The sequence below is a fragment of the Aeromonas sp. sif0611 genome, from assembly GCF_019218845.1.
GTDB lineage: Bacteria > Pseudomonadota > Gammaproteobacteria > Enterobacterales > Aeromonadaceae > Aeromonas > Aeromonas media.
Map to the genome: position 1 here is coordinate 368,112 of NZ_JAHUWU010000001.1, position 17,906 is coordinate 386,017.

At 62.1% G+C, this 17,906-nt stretch carries 14 protein-coding genes; 6 read left to right on the top strand and 8 right to left on the bottom strand.

Annotation, left to right across the window (positions count from 1 at the left end):
* Nucleotides 1-45: 45 nt before the first annotated feature.
* The 6 genes from odhB to sdhC all read right to left on the bottom strand — a co-directional run bounded on the left by odhB (nt 46) and on the right by sdhC (nt 7,480).
* Complete coding sequence (gene odhB, locus KW824_RS01625) at nt 46-1,233, bottom strand: 2-oxoglutarate dehydrogenase complex dihydrolipoyllysine-residue succinyltransferase (RefSeq protein ID WP_218408686.1); 1,188 nt, start codon at nt 1,231-1,233, stop codon at nt 46-48.
* A 92-nt stretch (nt 1,234-1,325) separates the two neighbouring features.
* Entirely contained in the window at nt 1,326-4,136 is a 2,811-nt protein-coding gene (gene sucA / locus KW824_RS01630; RefSeq protein ID WP_218408687.1) for a 2-oxoglutarate dehydrogenase E1 component, read from the bottom strand.
* A 114-nt stretch (nt 4,137-4,250) separates the two neighbouring features.
* Nucleotides 4,251-4,967, bottom strand: a complete 717-nt coding sequence (locus tag KW824_RS01635) for a succinate dehydrogenase iron-sulfur subunit (protein WP_025326736.1) — start codon at nt 4,965-4,967, stop codon at nt 4,251-4,253.
* Between the two features lie 17 nt (nt 4,968-4,984).
* Complete coding sequence (gene sdhA, locus KW824_RS01640; RefSeq protein WP_025326735.1) at nt 4,985-6,751, bottom strand: succinate dehydrogenase flavoprotein subunit; 1,767 nt, start codon at nt 6,749-6,751, stop codon at nt 4,985-4,987.
* A gap of 1 nt (nt 6,752) precedes the next feature.
* Nucleotides 6,753-7,097: a succinate dehydrogenase, hydrophobic membrane anchor protein gene (gene sdhD, locus KW824_RS01645; RefSeq protein WP_005326929.1), complete on the bottom strand. Its 345-nt coding sequence runs from the start codon at nt 7,095-7,097 to the stop codon at nt 6,753-6,755.
* Nucleotides 7,091-7,480 carry a succinate dehydrogenase cytochrome b556 subunit gene (gene sdhC, locus KW824_RS01650; protein ID WP_025326734.1) on the bottom strand — a complete coding sequence of 130 codons (390 nt, stop codon included), beginning with the start codon at nt 7,478-7,480 and terminating at the stop codon, nt 7,091-7,093. Before sdhC ends, sdhD begins: the two co-directional genes overlap by 7 nt.
* Nucleotides 7,481-7,903: 423 nt before the next feature.
* Between sdhC and KW824_RS01655 the strand changes: the two genes are divergently transcribed.
* From KW824_RS01655 to KW824_RS01665, 3 genes are all read left to right on the top strand, one after another.
* Nucleotides 7,904-9,190 (top strand): citrate synthase, encoded by a 1,287-nt coding sequence (locus KW824_RS01655; RefSeq protein ID WP_041205909.1) that lies wholly within the window; start codon nt 7,904-7,906, stop codon nt 9,188-9,190.
* A gap of 95 nt (nt 9,191-9,285) precedes the next feature.
* Complete coding sequence (locus tag KW824_RS01660) at nt 9,286-9,600, top strand: DUF4377 domain-containing protein (protein WP_218408688.1); 315 nt, start codon at nt 9,286-9,288, stop codon at nt 9,598-9,600.
* Nucleotides 9,601-9,694: 94 nt separating this feature from the next.
* Nucleotides 9,695-10,189, top strand: a complete 495-nt coding sequence (locus KW824_RS01665) for a GNAT family N-acetyltransferase (RefSeq protein WP_005326918.1) — start codon at nt 9,695-9,697, stop codon at nt 10,187-10,189.
* A gap of 61 nt (nt 10,190-10,250) precedes the next feature.
* Here the strand turns inward: KW824_RS01665 and fabB are convergent, their stop codons facing one another.
* Nucleotides 10,251-11,462 carry a beta-ketoacyl-ACP synthase I gene (gene fabB / locus KW824_RS01670; RefSeq protein WP_218408689.1) on the bottom strand — a complete coding sequence of 404 codons (1,212 nt, stop codon included), beginning with the start codon at nt 11,460-11,462 and terminating at the stop codon, nt 10,251-10,253.
* Nucleotides 11,463-11,552: 90 nt separating this feature from the next.
* On the opposite strand from fabB, the gene mnmC reads away from it, so the two are divergent.
* Nucleotides 11,553-13,577 carry a bifunctional tRNA (5-methylaminomethyl-2-thiouridine)(34)-methyltransferase MnmD/FAD-dependent 5-carboxymethylaminomethyl-2-thiouridine(34) oxidoreductase MnmC gene (gene mnmC / locus KW824_RS01675; protein ID WP_218408690.1) on the top strand — a complete coding sequence of 675 codons (2,025 nt, stop codon included), beginning with the start codon at nt 11,553-11,555 and terminating at the stop codon, nt 13,575-13,577.
* Between the two features lie 73 nt (nt 13,578-13,650).
* On the opposite strand, the gene KW824_RS01680 is transcribed toward mnmC, so the two are convergent.
* On the bottom strand, nt 13,651-14,256 hold the full coding sequence (locus KW824_RS01680; RefSeq protein ID WP_218408691.1) for a DUF922 domain-containing protein: 606 nt from the start codon (nt 14,254-14,256) through the stop codon (nt 13,651-13,653).
* 319 nt (nt 14,257-14,575) lie between these two features.
* Here KW824_RS01680 and dcuC point away from each other — a divergent pair, with 319 nt between their 5' ends.
* A complete protein-coding gene (gene dcuC / locus KW824_RS01685) occupies nt 14,576-15,928 on the top strand; it encodes an anaerobic C4-dicarboxylate transporter DcuC (protein ID WP_218408692.1) in 1,353 nt (450 codons plus the stop codon).
* 101 nt (nt 15,929-16,029) lie between these two features.
* A complete protein-coding gene (locus KW824_RS01690) occupies nt 16,030-17,691 on the top strand; it encodes a bifunctional UDP-sugar hydrolase/5'-nucleotidase (RefSeq protein WP_218408693.1) in 1,662 nt (553 codons plus the stop codon).
* Nucleotides 17,692-17,906 lie beyond the last annotated feature (215 nt).

A 17,906-nucleotide genomic window follows, 5' to 3' on the forward strand; every position in this document is an offset into this window, starting at 1 on the left:
AATGGGGGCCTGGGCGGCCCCTCGTTATCTTTCAGTCACTCTTGTTCAGACATCCAGCAGCAGACGGGTCGGGTCTTCCAGCAGCTCCTTGATGGAGACCAGGAAGCCCACCGACTCGCGGCCGTCGATGATGCGGTGATCGTAGGAGAGCGCCAGGTACATCATCGGCAGGATCTCGACCTTGCCGTCGACGGCCATGGGTCTGTCCTGGATCTTGTGCATCCCCAGGATGGCGCTCTGGGGCGGGTTGATGATGGGGGTGGACATCAGGGAGCCGAACACACCGCCGTTGGTGATGGTGAAGTTGCCGCCAGTCAGTTCATCCACGGTCAGCTTGCCGTCACGGCCCTTGCCCGCCAGATCCTTGATGGCCTTCTCGATGTCGGCCAGGCTCATGTTGTCGCAGTCACGCAGTACCGGGGTCACCAGACCACGGGGGGTGGAGACGGCGATGCTGACGTCGAAGTAGCTGTGATAGACGATGTCGTCACCGTCCAGCGCCGCGTTCACTTCCGGGTAGCGCTTGAGGGATTCCACCACCGCCTTCACGTAGAAGGACATGAAGCCGAGCTTGATGCCGTGCTTCTTCTCGAAGATCTCGCCGTACTGCTTGCGCAGCTTCATGATGGGCGCCATGTTGATCTCGTTGAAGGTGGTCAGCATGGCGGTGGTGTTCTTGGCCTCCAGCAGACGTTCGGCGATGCGCTTGCGCAGACGGGTCATGGGCACACGCTTCTCGGTGCGACCGGCCAGGGGGGCGATGGGCGCAACCGGTGCGGCTGCCACGGCGGCGGGGGCTGCCGGCTTGCTCAGGTTCTTGATGAAGGTGTCCACATCTTCCTTGGTGACACGACCACCTTTGCCGGTACCGGTCAGCTTGGCCACGTCGATATCGTGCTCGGCCACCAGGCGGCGCACAGAGGGGCTCAAACCGTCGGCAGCGTCATCGGTCGCCACGTCCACCGGCTTCTCCTTGGTCTCTTCACCGGCCACCGGGGCCGCCTTGAGGATGGCGATCAGTTGACGGGAGAGCACAGTGGCGCCTTCCAGTTGCAGGATGTCACCCAGTACGCCGGCTTCCGGCGCGGGGACTTCCAGCACGACTTTATCGGTTTCGATGTCAACCAGCACTTCGTCACGGGCAACCAGATCACCCGGTTTCTTGTGCCAGGTGGCGATGGTGGCGTCCGCCACTGATTCCGGCAGGTCCGGTACCTTGATCTCGATAGTCATGTAATCAGTTCCTTGTTACTTCTTGGCCAGCAGGCTTGTTCCAGAGACGGAGAGGGTCGGCTTCACAGAGCCCCCTCCCCTTCACAACTCGTTTATTCCAGGGTCAGCGCGTCTTCCACCAGGGCTTTCTGCTGCTTGGCGTGGACAGACATGTAACCGACGGCCGGTGAGGCCGAGGCCGGACGACCGGCGTAACACAGACGGGCATGGCTTGGCAGCACGCTGTCGTAGTGATGACGGGTGCTGTACCAGGCGCCCTGGTTCTGCGGCTCTTCCTGACACCAGACGAAGTCGGCGACATGGGCATAGTCGGCCAGAATGGCGCGCACTTCCTCTTCCGGGAAGGGGTAGAGCTGCTCGATCCGCACCAGGGCGACATCTTGCTGCTCAGCCTTGCGGCGGGCATCGAGCAGGTCGTAGTAGACCTTGCCGGAGCAGAAGACCACCCGCTTGACGCCCTTCGGATCCAGCGCATCAATCTCGCCGATGGCATTCTGGAAGGTGCCTTCCGCCAGCTCGTCGAGCTTGCTCACCGCCAGCGGGTGGCGCAGCAGGGATTTCGGCGTCATCACGATGAGCGGACGGCGCATCGGGCGCACCACCTGGCGACGCAGCATGTGGAACACCTGCGCCGGGGTGGAGGGCACGCACACCTGCATGTTGTGCTGGGCACACATCTGCAGATAGCGCTCCAGACGGGCGGAGGAGTGCTCCGGGCCTTGGCCCTCGTAGCCGTGGGGCAGCAGCATGGTCAGGCCGCACATCCGGCCCCACTTCTGCTCACCGGAGGAGAGGAACTGGTCCACCACCACCTGGGCGCAGTTGGCGAAGTCGCCGAACTGGGCTTCCCAGATGGTCAGACCGGCCGGCTCGGCGCTGGCGTAGCCATATTCGAACGCCAGTACCGCGTTTTCGGTCAGCACCGAGTCGTAGATCTCGAACGGACCTTGCTCGTCGTGCAGGTTGCACAGCGGGGTGTAGGTGCTCGCATCGGTCTGGTTGTGCAGCACGGCGTGGCGGTGGAAGAAGGTGCCACGGCCGGAGTCTTCCCCGGTGAAGCGGATGCGTGCGCCCTTGTCCACCAGGGTGGCGTAGGCAAGCGTCTCGGCAAAGCCCCAGTCAACCAGCTTCTCGCCGGCGGCCATCAGGCGGCGGTCTTCGTAGATCTTCTCGACCTGGCGCTGCAGCACATGGGTCGCCGGGTACTGGCTGATGCGCTCGCCGAGGGATTTCAGGTGATCCATGGGCACTGTGCTGTCATAGGCCATGGCCCAGTCGTGACCGAGATAAGGGGTCCAATCCACGGAGTGAAGCTCCATGGGACGCCACTCCTTGCTCACCCGCTCGCCCCGATCCAGGGTATCGCGGTAGTCGTTGACCAGGGTGGTGGCCAGCTCAGGGGTGATGGTGCCTTCGACAATCAGCTGATCGGCATATATTTTGCGCGGAGTCGGGTGCTGCTTGATCTTCTGGTACATCAGCGGCTGGGTCGCACTCGGCTCGTCGGCCTCGTTGTGGCCGTGACGACGGTAGCAGACCAGCTCGATCACCACGTCACGCTTGAAGGTGTTGCGATAATCCAGCGCAATCTGGGTCACCAGCACCACGGCTTCCGGGTCATCCCCGTTGACGTGCAGCACAGGCGCCTGCACCGCCTTGGCGATGTCGGTGCAATATTCGGTGGAGCGCAGGTCACGTTGATAGGAGGTGGTGAAACCCACCTGGTTGTTGATGACGATGCGCACAGTGCCGCCGACGCCGTAGGCACGGGTCAGGGACATGTTGAAGGTTTCTGCCACCACACCCTGCCCCGCGATGGCGGAGTCACCGTGGATGGTGATGGGCAGCACACTGGAGCCATCCTTGTCACCGCGACGGTCCATGCGGGCACGCACCGAGCCGATGACCACGGGGTTGACGATCTCGAGGTGGGACGGGTTGAAGGCCAGCGCCAGGTGGACGTTGCCGCCCGGGGTGGCGAAGTCGGAGGAGAAGCCCATGTGGTACTTCACATCCCCTGTGCCCCAGGACTCGCCGTGCTTGCCGGCGAACTCGTCGAACAGATCCTGGGCACGCTTGCCCAGCACGTTGATCAGCACGTTGAGGCGACCGCGGTGGGCCATGCCGATGACGGCCTCCTTGCAACCCTGCTCACCGGCGCGGCGAATAAGCTCTTTCAGCATGGGCACCATGGCATCGCCCCCTTCCAGGGAGAAACGCTTGGCCCCCGGGAACTTGGCGCCCAGGTATTTTTCCAGCCCTTCGGCGGCGGTCAGGCTCTCGAGGAAGCGGGTCTTCTCCTCGGTGCTGTAGTTGCCCTTGGCTTCGATGGATTCAAGACGGTCTTGCAGCCAGCGCTTCTCCTCGGTAGAGGTGATATGCATGTAGTCTGCACCTATGCTGCCGCAGTAGGTTTTCTTCAGCGAGGCGTAGAGATCGGAGAGCACCATGGTCTCGCGACCGATGGCGTAGGAGCCCACATTGAAGGTGGCATCCATGTCTGCGCCCTGCAGGTTGTGAAATGCCGGGTCGAGCTCGGCAACGGTTTCACGGGTCCAGAGGCCGAGGGGATCCAGATTGGCATTCTGGTGACCGCGGAAGCGGAAGGCGTTGATCAGCTGCAGTACGCGCACCTGCTTGGCATCCACCTGGGGATCGGAAACGGGCGCGCTGTAACGGGAGGGATCCTTGGCCAGGCGGCGGAAATAGTCGCGAACCTGAGAGTGGGGTTGTTCAACTGCATGGCCATTGACCTGGGGCAGCTCGCTAAACAGGCTGCGCCACTCTTCGGCCACGGAGTCGGGGTTTTCCAGGAAGGATTCGTACAAATCCTCAATGTAGCTTGCATTCGCACCAGCCAGGTGAGATGACTCCAACCAGGCCTTCATCACGCCGTTATGCATTTCTATCCCTTGTACATCTTGTTCACTGCAGCGCAGCTTGTAGGGTCATAGCCATCCCGGGACGGGATGGCTATCCAGAGGTCGGGCCCGGCGCAAGGCGTCCTGGCCCTGGTATTACACAGCCCGGTTGAGCAACATCGACTTGATCTGACCGATGGCCTTGGTCGGGTTCAAGCCCTTGGGACAGACGTTCACGCAGTTCATGATGCCGTGGCAACGGAACACGCTGAAGGCGTCATCCAGGTTGCCCAGTCGTTCAGTGGCGGCGGTATCGCGGCTGTCCGCCAGCCAACGGTAGGCGGCGAGCAGCCCGGCCGGGCCGATGAACTTGTCCGGGTTCCACCAGAAGGAGGGGCAAGAGGTGGAGCAGCAGGCACAGAGAATACACTCGTACAGGCCATCCAGCTTGGCGCGCTCTTCGGGGGATTGCAGGTGCTCACGCACGGGCGGCAGTTTCTCATCGTTGATGAGGAAGGGTTTGACCTTCTCCCACTGGGTGTAGAACTGGGTCATGTCGATCACCAGATCGCGGATCACTGGCAGACCAGGCAGGGGCCGGATGACGACCTTGTTGCCCTTCTTCAGCAGATCGGAGAGCGGAGTGATGCAGGCAAGACCGTTCTTGCCATTCATGTTGAGACCGTCTGATCCACAGACCCCTTCGCGGCAGGAGCGGCGGAAGGAGAGCGTGGGATCCAGCTCCTTGAGCTGGATCAGTGCGTCGAGCACCATCATGTCGGAACCTTCAGGAATATCAAGACGATATTCCTTCATATGCGGGACGTTATCAACGTCCGGATTGTATCTGTAGACAGAGAATGTGACGTTCATTGTGCTTGGCTCCGCAATCAGTAAGTCCGGACCTTGGGCGGGAACGCCTCACGGGTCTTGGGTGACATGTTGACAGCACGACGGGTCATGGACTCTGTGTCCGGATGATAGAGGCTGTGACACAGCCAGCTCTCGTCGTCACGCTCCGGGAAGTCGAAGCGGCTGTGGGCACCCCGGCTCTCGGTACGGAAGTTGGCGGCAACCGCGGTGGCAAACGCCGTCTCCATCAGGTTATCCAGCTCCAGACACTCGATGCGCTGGGTGTTGAACTCCTTGGAGGTGTCGTCCAGACGGGCATTCTTGAGGCGCTCGCGGATGAGTTTCAGCTCGGCCAGCCCTTCTGCCATGGCGTCCCCTTCACGGAACACGGAGAAGTTGTTCTGCATGCAGCGCTGCAGGTCACGGCGGATCTCGGCGGGATCCTCGCCATCGCGGTTGTTCTCCCAGCGATTGAAGCGGGCCAGCGCCGCGGCGATGTCGGATTCAGACGCCTCGCGACCATGATCCATCTCACCCAGGGTCTCCACCAGGTGCATGCCGGCGGCACGACCAAACACCACCAGATCCAGCAAGGAGTTGCCGCCGAGGCGGTTGGCACCGTGCACGGACACGCAGGCGATTTCCCCCACCGCGAACAGGCCGACCACGGGGACATCGTTGCCGTCTTTATCCTGGGTCAGGCACTGGCCGTTCACGCTGGTCGGCACGCCGCCCATCATGTAGTGGCAGGTCGGGATGATGGGGATGGGTTCCTTGACCGGATCCACGTGGGCGAAGGTGCGAGAGAGCTCGCAGATGCCCGGCAGACGGGATTCCAGCACCTCTTTGCCGAGGTGATCCAGCTTGAGCTTGATGTGCGGGCCCCAGGGACCGTCACAGCCACGGCCTTCGCGGATCTCGATCATGATGGAGCGAGCCACCACGTCGCGACCGGCGAGATCCTTGGCGTTGGGCGCGTAACGCTCCATGAAGCGCTCGCCATCTTTGTTGAGCAGATAGCCGCCTTCACCACGGCAACCCTCGGTCACCAGTACCCCTGCCCCGGCGATGCCGGTGGGGTGGAACTGCCAGAATTCCATGTCCTGCACGCCGACTCCGGCACGCAGTGCCATGCCGACGCCGTCACCCGTGTTGATGTGGGCGTTGGTGGTGGACTGGTAGATGCGACCGGCGCCGCCAGTGGCAAGCACTGTGGCCTTGGCCTTGAAGTAGACGACTTCGCCGCTCTCCATGTCGATGGCGGTGCAGCCGACGATGTGGCCGTCCTGGTTCTTCACCAGATCCAGGGCATACCATTCGGAGAAGACGGTGGTCTTGTTCTTGACGTTCTGCTGATACAGGGTATGCAGCAGGGCGTGACCGGTCCGGTCGGCAGCCGCCGCGGTACGGGCCGCCTGCTCGCCGCCAAAATTCTTGGACTGACCGCCGAAGGGGCGCTGATAGACAGAGCCGTTGTCGAAGCGGGAGAAGGGCAAGCCCATGTTCTCCAGCTCATAGATGGCCTCGGGGCCGGTCTTGCACATGTATTCAATCGCTTCCTGGTCACCGATGTAATCGGAGCCCTTGACGGTGTCATACATGTGCCACTGCCAGTTGTCGTCATGGGCATTGCCCAGGGCGACCGTGATCCCGCCCTGGGCGGAAACCGTGTGGGAACGAGTCGGGAAAACCTTGGAAAGCAGTGCGCAGCTCTTGCCGGACTGGGCAATCTGCAGCGCGGCGCGCATGCCGGCACCACCGGCACCGATCACGACCGCATCAAATTCACGAGTTGGAATAGTCACCTTACACACCCCACAGCACGACGAAACCCGTCATCAGATAGACGAACAGCACCACCACCAGCGCAAACTGCAGCGCACCGCGCAGCCCGACCGGCTTGATATAGTCGGTCAGCACCTGCCACAGACCGATCCAGGCGTGGATCAGGACGCACAGCAGCGTCAGCAGGGTGAAGACCTTGGTGAAGGTTGTGGCGAAGAAGCCGGTCCACACCTCGTAGGTGATGTCGTTGAAGGCGACAAAGCCCACCAGATAGAGGACGTAAGCCGTCATGATGAGGGCGGTGGCGCGGATCAGGATGTAATCATGAACACCGCTGCGCCCGAAAGTTGCAGAATTGGTTACCATACCAGTACCCCCGCCAATACCGCCAGAATCCCGGTAATCACGAAGCCCACCCGGGCACTCTGATTCGCGGAATCCAGCTCTTCCCAATGCCCCATGTCCATGACCAGGTGACGCAGGCCGCCCACAATGTGGTATGCCAGCGCAGTCAGGATCCCCCACAACACGAACTTGACCAGGAAGTTGTCCATGATGGCAACGACGGTTTCAAATCCTTCGGGAGAGGAGAGTGAAGTTCCAAGCATCCACAGCAAGATGGCCAGCGCCACAAAGGTGATGACCCCTGAGACACGGTGCAAGATGGAAGCGATGGCGGTGACAGGAAAGCTGATCGTTTGCAGGTCGAGGTTTACAGGTCTCTGTTTATTTTTCACGGCTTTGCCCACTCAGCTCCATTGAGCACGTTAGTTATTGTTTTCACACGCTTTGAGGGCGAGGAGTGGCATTTGTTAGGTTTTTGTTACCAAAACAACTCGGAAAAGCCAAAAACAACATTTTAGATATCACATCTGGCTTTGCGAAAGCGTTTCAAACACCGACGGCCATCACCCACGAGGCGCAGTATATCGGCGGCCTTAACCAATGACAATCAATTAGCTACATAGAAAACCCAAAACCGTAAACCAGATCTCACAACCGCTTTAACAAGTCATTAATGATCATTCAGGAAAATTGACAAGAGAGTGGTTCTCTGGTTCAAATAAGGCGCTCCAGCCGCCGTGGTACGGGTAAGAACCTTTGCCAGCGTCATGAAAGTCGTAATAAAGTAGGACTGGAACCAAATTATAAAAGAGCAAAGGAGACGTGCTATGGCTGATAAGATAGCCACCCTACATCTGCCCGGAAAAGAGCCGGTAGAACTACCGATCCTGTCCGGTACTGTTGGACCCGATGTAATCGATGTCAGAAAACTGGGCGCGCAAGGGTACTTCACCTTCGACCCCGGCTTTATGGCCACCGGTGCTTGCAAATCATCCATTACCTATATTGACGGAGATCAGGGTGTCTTGCTGCACCGTGGTTATCCCATCGCCCAGTTGGCCACCCAGGCCAGTTACCTGGAAGTCTGTTACATCCTGCTGTACGGCGAGGCGCCCACCAAGACGCAATACGCGGAATTTGAACGCCTGGTCACCCGCCACACCATGGTGCACGAGCAGATCGCCTTCTTCTTCCGCGGCTTCCGCCGTGACTCCCACCCCATGGCGATCATGTGCGGTGTGGTCAGCGCCCTGTCCGCCTTCTATCACGATGCCCTCGACATCAACAACGAAGAACATCGCGAGATCTGCGCCTTCCGTCTGCTCTCCAAGATGCCGACCCTGGCCGCCATGTGTTACAAGTACTCCATCGGCCAGCCCTTCATGCAGCCGCGCAACGCCCTCTCCTATGCCGGCAACTTCCTGCACATGATGTTTGGCGTGCCGACCGAAGAGTACAAGGTCAACCCCATCGTCGAGCGCGCCATGGATCGCATCTTCACCCTGCATGCGGATCACGAGCAGAACGCCTCCACCTCCACCGTGCGTCTGGCCGGCTCCTCCGGCGCCAACCCGTTCGCCTGTATCGCTGCGGGGATCGCCTCCCTGTGGGGTCCGGCCCACGGCGGCGCCAACGAAGCCTGCCTCAAGATGCTCGAGGAGATCGGCTCGGTTGACCGTATTCCCGAGTACATCGCCAAGGCCAAAGACAAGAACGATCCCTTCCGTCTGATGGGCTTCGGCCACCGGGTCTACAAGAACCACGACCCCCGTGCCACCGTGATGCGCGAAACCTGTCACGAGGTACTGACCGAGCTGCAGATCAAGGATCCGCTGCTGGACGTGGCCATGGAGCTGGAGCGCATCGCGCTCTCCGACCCCTACTTCATCGAGAAGAAGCTCTACCCGAACGTGGACTTCTACTCCGGCATCATCATGAAGGCCATCGGCATCCCCATGTCCATGTTCACCGTGATCTTCGCCATCTCCCGCACCATCGGCTGGATTGCCCACTGGAACGAAATGCACTCGGATCCGGACCAGAAGATCGGCCGTCCGCGTCAGCTCTATACCGGCCTGGCCCAACGGGATTTCACTCCCCTCGATCAGCGCTGATCCGGCGAGTTGTCATGGCTTGTTACAAAGGCGGTCATTGACCGCCTTTTCATTTGAGGGTCTAATCGCGCCCTTTTACGCCAAGGACACCCATCATGAAAGCTCCCCTGCTCCTCTGCTCCGCCTTGTTGCTCAGCGCCTGCCAGAGCACCCCGGCCACAGAGACCCTCTATATCCAGGACAAGCTGGCCGACTGCGTCGGTGTCGCCCCCATGAAGTGCATGCAGGTGCGCAGCCAGCCTGGCGAGAGCTGGACCCTCTTCTACCAGCAGATCGAAGGTTTCACCTTTGAGCCTGGTTTCCACTATCAACTGGAAGTGCGTACCGAACAGCTCACCGACGTGCCGGCGGACGCCTCCTCGGTGCGCTATCAGCTGATCAAGGTGGTGAGCAAAGAGGCCGCTCGCTGAGCCACGAGGGGCTGCGGTTCAATTTGCACGCCCCTTGGGTTATGCTGACCACCTTCTTTCAAGGGTTGACCAGGGGCACGCGCCCTCCTGTACGATGATCAAGATAAGAACCATACGGCCCCTCGACTGGCCCGCCATCATGACCATTCAGAGCGAGTGCTACCACCAGCTGGAGCCCGAGCCCCTCGAGGTGATGAGCAACAAGGCACAACTCGCCCCCGCCTGTTGCTGGGTCGCCGAGCGTCAGGGCCGGGTGCTCGGTTACCTGCTCTGCCATCCCTGGCGCGCTCACCAGCCCCCGCCCCTCTCGGTGCCGATGAAGGCGCTGGCCGGTCATGAAGAGTTCTATCTGCACGATCTTGCGGTCAGTGGCGAGGCCCGCGGTCTGGGCGTCGGGCAGCAACTGCTGGCCACGGCGCTCGATTTCGCGAGCCGAGAAGGGTATCGCCATGCAGGTCTGGTGGCGGTGCAGGATGCCCCCGCCTTCTGGCGCAAGCAGGGCTTCGTGCCAGCCAAGACCCCCAAGTCGCTGGAGGAGTACGGCGAGGACGCCGTCTATATGCGCCTGCCCCTGGCCGAACCGGCCTGAGGCCCAGTTAAAGCCCAAAAAAAAGGCGCCTTGCGGCGCCTTTTTTCACTTCATCGGTTCATCAAGCCTTGAACTTGCTGAACACCAAGGAAGCGTTGGTACCGCCAAAGCCGAAGCTGTTGGACATGACGGTATTGAGATCGGCCGTTTCGTAGGCACGTACGATGGGCAGACCCACGGCCTTCTCGTCCAGGTTCTCGATGTTGATGCTGGGGGCAATGAAGCCGTGTTCCATCATCAGCAGGGAGTAGACGGCCTCGTGCACACCGGCGGCGCCAAGGGCATGGCCCGTCATCGCCTTGGTGGCGGAGAGCTTGGGCGCATTGCTGCCAAACAGGGTTTGGATGGCTTCCAGCTCCTTGGTATCACCGACCGGAGTCGAAGTGCCGTGGGTGTTGATGTAATCCACAGAGCCGACGTCCTGCATCGCCATCTTCATGCAACGCACAGCGCCTTCACCGCTCGGGGCAACCATGTCGTAGCCGTCGGAGGTGGCACCGTAACCGGTGATTTCGGCGTAAATGTGGGCACCGCGGGCCAGGGCATGTTCCAGCTCTTCGACCACCAGGATGCCACCGCCACCGGAGATGACAAAACCATCGCGGTCCGCATCATAGGTACGGGACGCCTTTTCCGGGGTGTCGTTGTACTTGGTGGAGAGGGCGCCCATGGCATCGAACTGGATGGTGGAAGACCAGTCCAGCTCCTCGCCGCCGCCAGCGAAGACGATGTCCTGCTTGCCAAGCTGGATCAGCTCCAGTGCGTGACCGATGCAGTGGGCAGAGGTGGCACAGGCGGAGCTGATGGTGTAGTTGACACCCTTGATCTTGAACGGGGTGGCCAGGCAGGCAGAGGTGGTGGAGGACATGGTGCGCGGCACCATGTAGGGACCCACGCGCTTGACCCCTTTTTCACGGGCGATGTCCGCAGACTCGGAGGTGTTCTTGCCGGAGGCGCCGCCGGAGCCGACCACTATGCCAGTACGCTCGTTGGAGACCTGATCCTCTGGCAGACCCGCGTCAGCGATAGCCTGCTGCATGGAGAGGTACGCATAGGCCGCGGCGTCACCCATGAAACGCATGACTTTACGGTCGATCAGTTCAGACGGATCGAGTTTGATGTTACCCCAGACACGGCTGCGCAGGTTGTACTGTTCAAACTGCTCGGAATAGGTGATGCCGGATTTGCCTGCTTTCAGGGAGGCCAGCACCTCTTCCTTGTTGTTGCCGATACTGGAGATGACGCCGATACCGGTGATCACTGCTCTTCTCATTAATTCATCTCGTCTGGAAAAACTGGCACCGAGTCTACCCGCTTTCGGCTGCCAAACTGGTCTGCTTTCACGTAGAATGCCCGCGAATTTATGACGCGAGCAGAGGAAAACGTGAGTCAAACATCCTTACATCATGCCCGATTGGACTGGAATGAAGCGGGAACTCCAGTCTCCAGTGAGTTCGGGGATGTGTACTTTTCCAATGATAACGGTCTAAGTGAAACCCGCTACGTCTTTTTATTGCAAAATCACCTACCGGCACGATTTTCGCACCACGATAGTGACAGTTTCGTGATTGGCGAAACAGGTTTCGGCACAGGTCTTAACTTTCTGGCGACAATGGCCGCCTTCCTGGAACAGGCCCCCCAATCCGGCAACGGCTCGCACCTGCACTTCATCAGCTTCGAGAAATACCCCCTGGCCCAAGCCGATCTCTGCAAGGCCCTGGCGGCCTGGCCCGAGCTCGCGCACCTTAGCCAGCCTCTCATCGAGCAATGGCCGCTGCCGGTCTCCGGCTGCCACCGCCTCATTTTTGCCGGCGGCCGCATCCGCCTCGATCTCTGGCTTGGCGACATCAAGGAGATGCTGCCCCAGGTGCCTCACGGCCCTCAGGGTCTGGTGGATGCCTGGTATCTCGATGGCTTCTCGCCGGCCAAGAATCCCGAGATGTGGACACAAGCGCTGTTCGATGGCCTCGCTCGCCTCGCTCGCACCAGCGCGACCCTCTCGACCTTTACCTGCGCCGGTTTCGTGCGCCGCGGTCTGATTGACGCCGGCTTTGCCATGAAGAAGGTGAAGGGGCACGGCAGCAAGCGGGAGATGCTGGCAGGGAGGCGGGAGGGCAAAGTGCCCGAGCAAAGCATCTCCCCCTGGTATGCCCGCCCCGCCGGCCGGGACGGCGAGGTGCTGATCATCGGCGGCGGCATCGCCTCGGCCATGACGGCACTCTCTCTGGTGGTGCGAGGTCGCAAGGTGACCCTGCTGTGTGAAGATGGCGAGCCTGCCACCGGCGCCTCCGGCAACCGGCAGGGGGCGCTCTATCCCCTGCTCAACGGGGAGCATGACGCCCTGTCGCGCTTCTATTCCCTGGCCTTCGGCTATGCCCGCCAGCGGCTGCTGACCCTGGCCGCGCGCCATCCCGTGGCCTTCTCCCTGTGCGGCGTCACCCAGCTTGGCTACGACGACAAGTCCGCCGCCAAGCTCGCCAAGATGGGTCAGGGCCCCTTCCCCCCCGAGCTGATGCACCCACTCTCTGCCTCGGAAGTTGAGCAGGTGGTCGGCCTGCCCTGCGGCCACGGTGGCGTCAGCTACCCCCTGGGGGGCTGGCTCTGCCCGGCGGATCTCACCCGCGCCGCCCTGAAAGAAGCGCAAGCCAGCGGTCTCCTGCGACTTGAGTACCACACACCGGTGAGCAGCATCAGCGAGCTGGCGGACGGCTGGCAGGTGGAGAGCCAGGATGGCCACCTGTGGCAGGCCCCCAACCTGGTGGTGGCAGCCGGTCACCGGCTGCCCGCCCTGCTCCCCTTCGCGGAGCTGCCGCTCTACCCGGTCCGCGGTCAGGTGAGCCATGTGCCGACCACGGCGCGGTTAAGCCAGCTCAGGACTGTGCTCTGCTACGACGGCTACCTCACCCCGGCCCACGACGGAGCGCACTGCATCGGGGCCAGCTATGGCCGTAACCAGAGTACCCTCGCATTCAGTGCCGAGGAGCAGGCTCAGAACCAGGCACGGCTGCAAGCCTGCCTGCCTGATCAAAGCTGGCCTGCCGAGGTGGACGTGAGCGGCAACGAGGCGCGGGTGGGCGTTCGCTGCGCCAGCCGGGATCACCTGCCGGTGGCAGGCCCCGTCGCCAGATTGGCAAGCCTGGCGGATCAAGACCCTAAGGCCCCCGCTGATCAGCAGAGCACGCTGCCCCTGCACGCCGGTCTCTATGTGCTGGGCGCCCTCGGCTCCCGGGGGCTGTGCTCGGCGCCCCTCTGCGGTGAGCTGGTCGCGAGCGAGATCTGCGGTGATCCGCTGCCGCTGGCGGCCGATCTGCTGGAGGCGCTGCATCCGGCCCGCTACTGGGTGCGCAGGCTGCGCAAGGGCAAGCCGCTGCGCGATCCGGCGTCCTGATCCCAACCCAGGTTGGACCTCAAACAAAACGGGCTTCCACAAGGGAAGCCCGTTTTTTTATTGGCGATGACGGTCAGCTGCCCTCTGGCCAGCTGACCCCGAGCTTGCGCCCCCGATCGGTCTGCTGCGCCAGGGTGGCGAATCGATCCCGGGTCGCCTCCAGCACCGCCTGCCCCTGCTGCCAGCCCTGATGCTGCAAGACGGCACAATCCCGGGCAATGGGCAACTGGGCGAGCCGGATGCCGAGCTGGCTGACGCTTTCGAGCAATATATCCTTGTGGCGGCTCTCGTAGTCGAACATGGCCGCCACCAGCTTGTCCCACTTCTGCCGCTCCGCCGCGGACGCCCTGCCCTTGTCCATCCAGTTCGGCACCCTGACCTGGATGCGGGCCGTCACCTGGGCCTGATCCAGCTCGCAGCGCACCGGGGTCGCCCTGGTCTGCAACTGCCAGGAGAGCTGATAGCTGGCCCTGCCGATATGGCCGTCCGCCTGAGTGGGTGACAAGGCGGTGATCTGGCGCATCACTGCAGCCACATCGGCCCCTGATACCCGATAGAACTGGAAATCGACCTTGATATCAGGCGCCACTCGAATACCTGCATAATGGGAGGGTGCTGCTCCGATTGAGGCGGCATATATCAGGGCCGCCACCGCCCCTGTCTTGCTGAAGAGTCCCATCGTCGTGCTGCCTTGCTCCTTGTGAGTCCCGGCGTAATTTCAATTAATAATCAATGAATTAATAGTCAGTGTGGAGATTAACCGCGATCAGGGGCGCTGTCACCTGCTCTCGGTGCCGGGGGTGGCACAGGGTAGGATCTCCCCCTGGGCGGATGGGGATTTGCAAGGGAGATCACAGCCAGCCACCATTCCCATGGTGAATTACTCCTTATGAGGTAATAATCCCGGCGCTTTTGTTGGCACATGTCAGGCTAGCCAGTCCAATCCTCTGCTCAGCCCGTTAGATGCCATACGTCACTCCATACTCAGGAACCTATTTATGATGGAACTCCTTATTGGCACCCTGGTCACCCTGGCCGTGGGTCGCTACATCTTCAAGGGCTATTCGGCGACCGGGGTGCTGCTCAGCGGCGGCCTCTTGCTGCTGGCGATCACCGCCCTGATGGGCAAGGCGGTGCTGCCAGCCAGCGTCACCTCCACCGGCCACGTGGCCACAGACGTGTTCGAGTACGTGCGCTTCCTGCTGGTAGACAGGGGGGGCGGCCTCGGCATGCTGATCATGGTGCTGTGCGGCTTTGCCGGCTACATGAGCCACATAGGCGCCAACACCATCTTGGTGAAGCTGGCCAGCAAGCCCCTTGGCATCATCAAGTCCCCCTACATACTGCTGGTAGCCGCCTACCTGGTGGCCTGCGCCATGTCGCTGGCGGTGAGCTCCGCCACCGGCCTCGGCGTGCTGCTGATGGCGACCCTGTTCCCGTTGATGGTCAACATGGGGATCTCCCGTGGCGCCGCGGCCGCGGTGTGCGCCTCTCCGGCCGCCATCATACTGGCCCCCACCTCGGGGGACGTGGTGATGGCCGCCCAGGCCGCCAACATGGAGCTCATCGAGTTTGCCTTCAAGCTGACCCTGCCCATCTCCCTGACGGCCATCGCCGCCATGGCGGTGACCCACTTCTTCTGGCAGCGCTATCTGGACAGGAAGTCCGGGGAACACAACGAGGCGGTCGCCCCGAGCGATCTCATCACCGATGCCCCCGGCTTCTACGCCATATTGCCGTTCACCCCCATCATCGGTGTGCTGCTGTTTGACGGCAAGCTGGGCCCCAAGCTCGACATCGTCACCATCATCGTCATCTGCCTGGTGCTGGCCGCCCTGCTGGAGCTGGTGCGCAAGCGCAACGGCCGCGAGCTGCTGGACGGTTTGCAGGTGTGCTGGCGCAGCATGGCTGACGCCTTCGCCGGCGTGGTCATGCTCTTGGTGGGGGCCGGGGTCTTCGCCCAGGGGCTGATGGGGCTCGGTTTCATCGCCAATCTCCTGGATCTGGCCCAGAGCTTTGGCACCGGCGGCATCGTCATCATGCTGGTGCTGGTGGTCATCACCACCTTGGCCGCCTTTACCACCGGCTCGGGCAATGCCCCCTTCTATGCCTTCGTGGAGCTGATCCCGCACCTGGCCACCAGTCTGGGCGTCAATCCTGCCTACCTGGTCATCCCCATGCTGCAAGCCTCCAACCTGGGTCGCACCATCTCGCCAGTCTCCGGGGTGGTGGTCGCCTGTGCGGGCATGGGCAATCTGTCCCCGTTCGAGGTGGTCAAGCGCACCTCTATGCCGGTCGCGGTCGGCCTGCTGGTGGTGATCCTCGCCACCCAGATCCTGGTCCCTGCCTGAGTACCGTCTGACTCTTTTCCAGCCCGGCGCCTGCCGGGCTGGCATCCCCCCCACCCCTTGCAGTAGACTCGGTGCTCTTTTTCCCTAAGGAGGACCGAGCCTTGAGTATTACGGTTCAACTTGCCCACTTCAGTGACTGCCACTCCCATTTCGATGGCGCCCCCATGCGCTTCTCCCCTGAGGGTGAGTCCGAATGGCGCACCCAGTGTGGCGGCTACGGCCGCATCCTGACCCGGCTGACCGCCCTGCGCCAGCAGGCTGCCGCTGCGGGCCAGACCTGCCTGCTGCTGCACGGGGGTGACACCTTCCAGGGGTCGCTCTATTTCAACCGCTTCAAGGGGCGGGCCAACGCCGACCTGCTCGGCCTGCTACGACCGGATGCCATGGTGATCGGCAACCATGAATTCGATCTCGGCAACGGCCCGCTGGTGGAGTTTCTGCGCCAGCTCGACTATCCGGTGCTGGCCGCCAACCTCGACAGCAGCCAGGAGCCAGCCGATGCCCCGCTGCGGTTGCACGGCTTGCCACAGCTGTTTGATGCCAGCCGTCCCTGGCACAGACGCGTCATCGACGGCGTCCCCTTCGCCCTGCTCGGCATCACCTTGCCGCAGATGGCCGCCATCGCAAGCCCGGATCCCCACACCCGCTTCCACGGCATCGAAGAGACCCTCAGCGCCGCCCTTGGCGAGATCAAGGCCGAAGGGATAGAGCACATCATATTGCTCAGCCACCTTGGGCTGGAGCAGGACAAGAAGCTGGCGGCCCGCTTCCCCGAACTCAGCCTGATTGTCGGTGGCCACACCCACAGCCAGCTGGGGGATCTGGCCCCGCTCGGGCTGATGAGCGAGGGGGACTACCCCTTGATGATCGAGGGGGTCGCCATACTGCATGCGGCCCACAGCGCGCTGTGCCTCGGGGTGTGCGAGCTGGAATTTGATGAGCGCGGACGCGTTTGCCAAAGCCGCGGCCAGCTGGAGTGGCTGCCCTGGCAGCCCTGGCCCTTTGCCTCGCCCCCGCCGGCAGGGCTCCATTTCTGCGAGCCGGCCCCCGAGATCGAGCAGCATCTGGCCAGGCGCTACCGACCCGAACTCGAGACCATGACCCGGCGCATCGTGACCCACCTCGCCGGGCCACTGCACCATCAGCGCCTGCCCGATGCCGCCCTACCCGCTGGCAGTCAGGTCGCCCCCCTGGTGGCGAGCGCCATGCTGGCCGGTGCCCGCGAGCAGGTAGGCCAGGTGGATTTCGCCCTGCACAACGCAGGGGGAGTACGCAGCTCCCTCGAACCCGGCCCCTTGAGCGAGGCGGACATCGCCGGGCGCCTGCTGCCCTTTGCCATTCCACTCACCCTCTACCGGGTGCACGGCCATGAGCTGGCGGAGGCGCTGGAGGGAGCCATCGACAACGCCACCAACAACGGCGTGGTCGGCAATGGCAGCGGCAGCTTCCCCTATACCGCCGGGATGCGCTTCCGTTATCAGGCAGACAGGCCCAGGGGGAGCCGGATCACCCGCCTCGAATGGGAGGCGAGCCCGGGTCAGTGGCAGAACGTCGAGATGGATGCCATCTATCGGGGGGTCTCCAGCGCCTACACCGCCTCCGGCAAGGAGGGCTACACGGCCCTGGCCCGCACCCTGACCCAGCACAATCAGGAGCTCGGCATCACCCTGGCCGATGCCTTTATCCGCTGGGCCCGCCATCTGCCCGAGCTGGCCCCCCTGCCGGCACTGGTGGAATACCAGGGCGCCAGTCCCATGGCCTGAGGCTCTCATCGGGCCATCCCCTGCAAGAGTGCCGCTTTCCTGGGTGAAACGGCACTCTTGTCCGTTATACCAAGTACATCCCCCTACCCTCTTACATCGCCTCGGCAACACCAGACACCGCCGCCGTCTTGCGCAACTCAGGCACTGAAAACGCTACTTTTATACATTATTTCAAACACATCACCCCAGCCCATTGCATCGGACTGCCGGCCTCG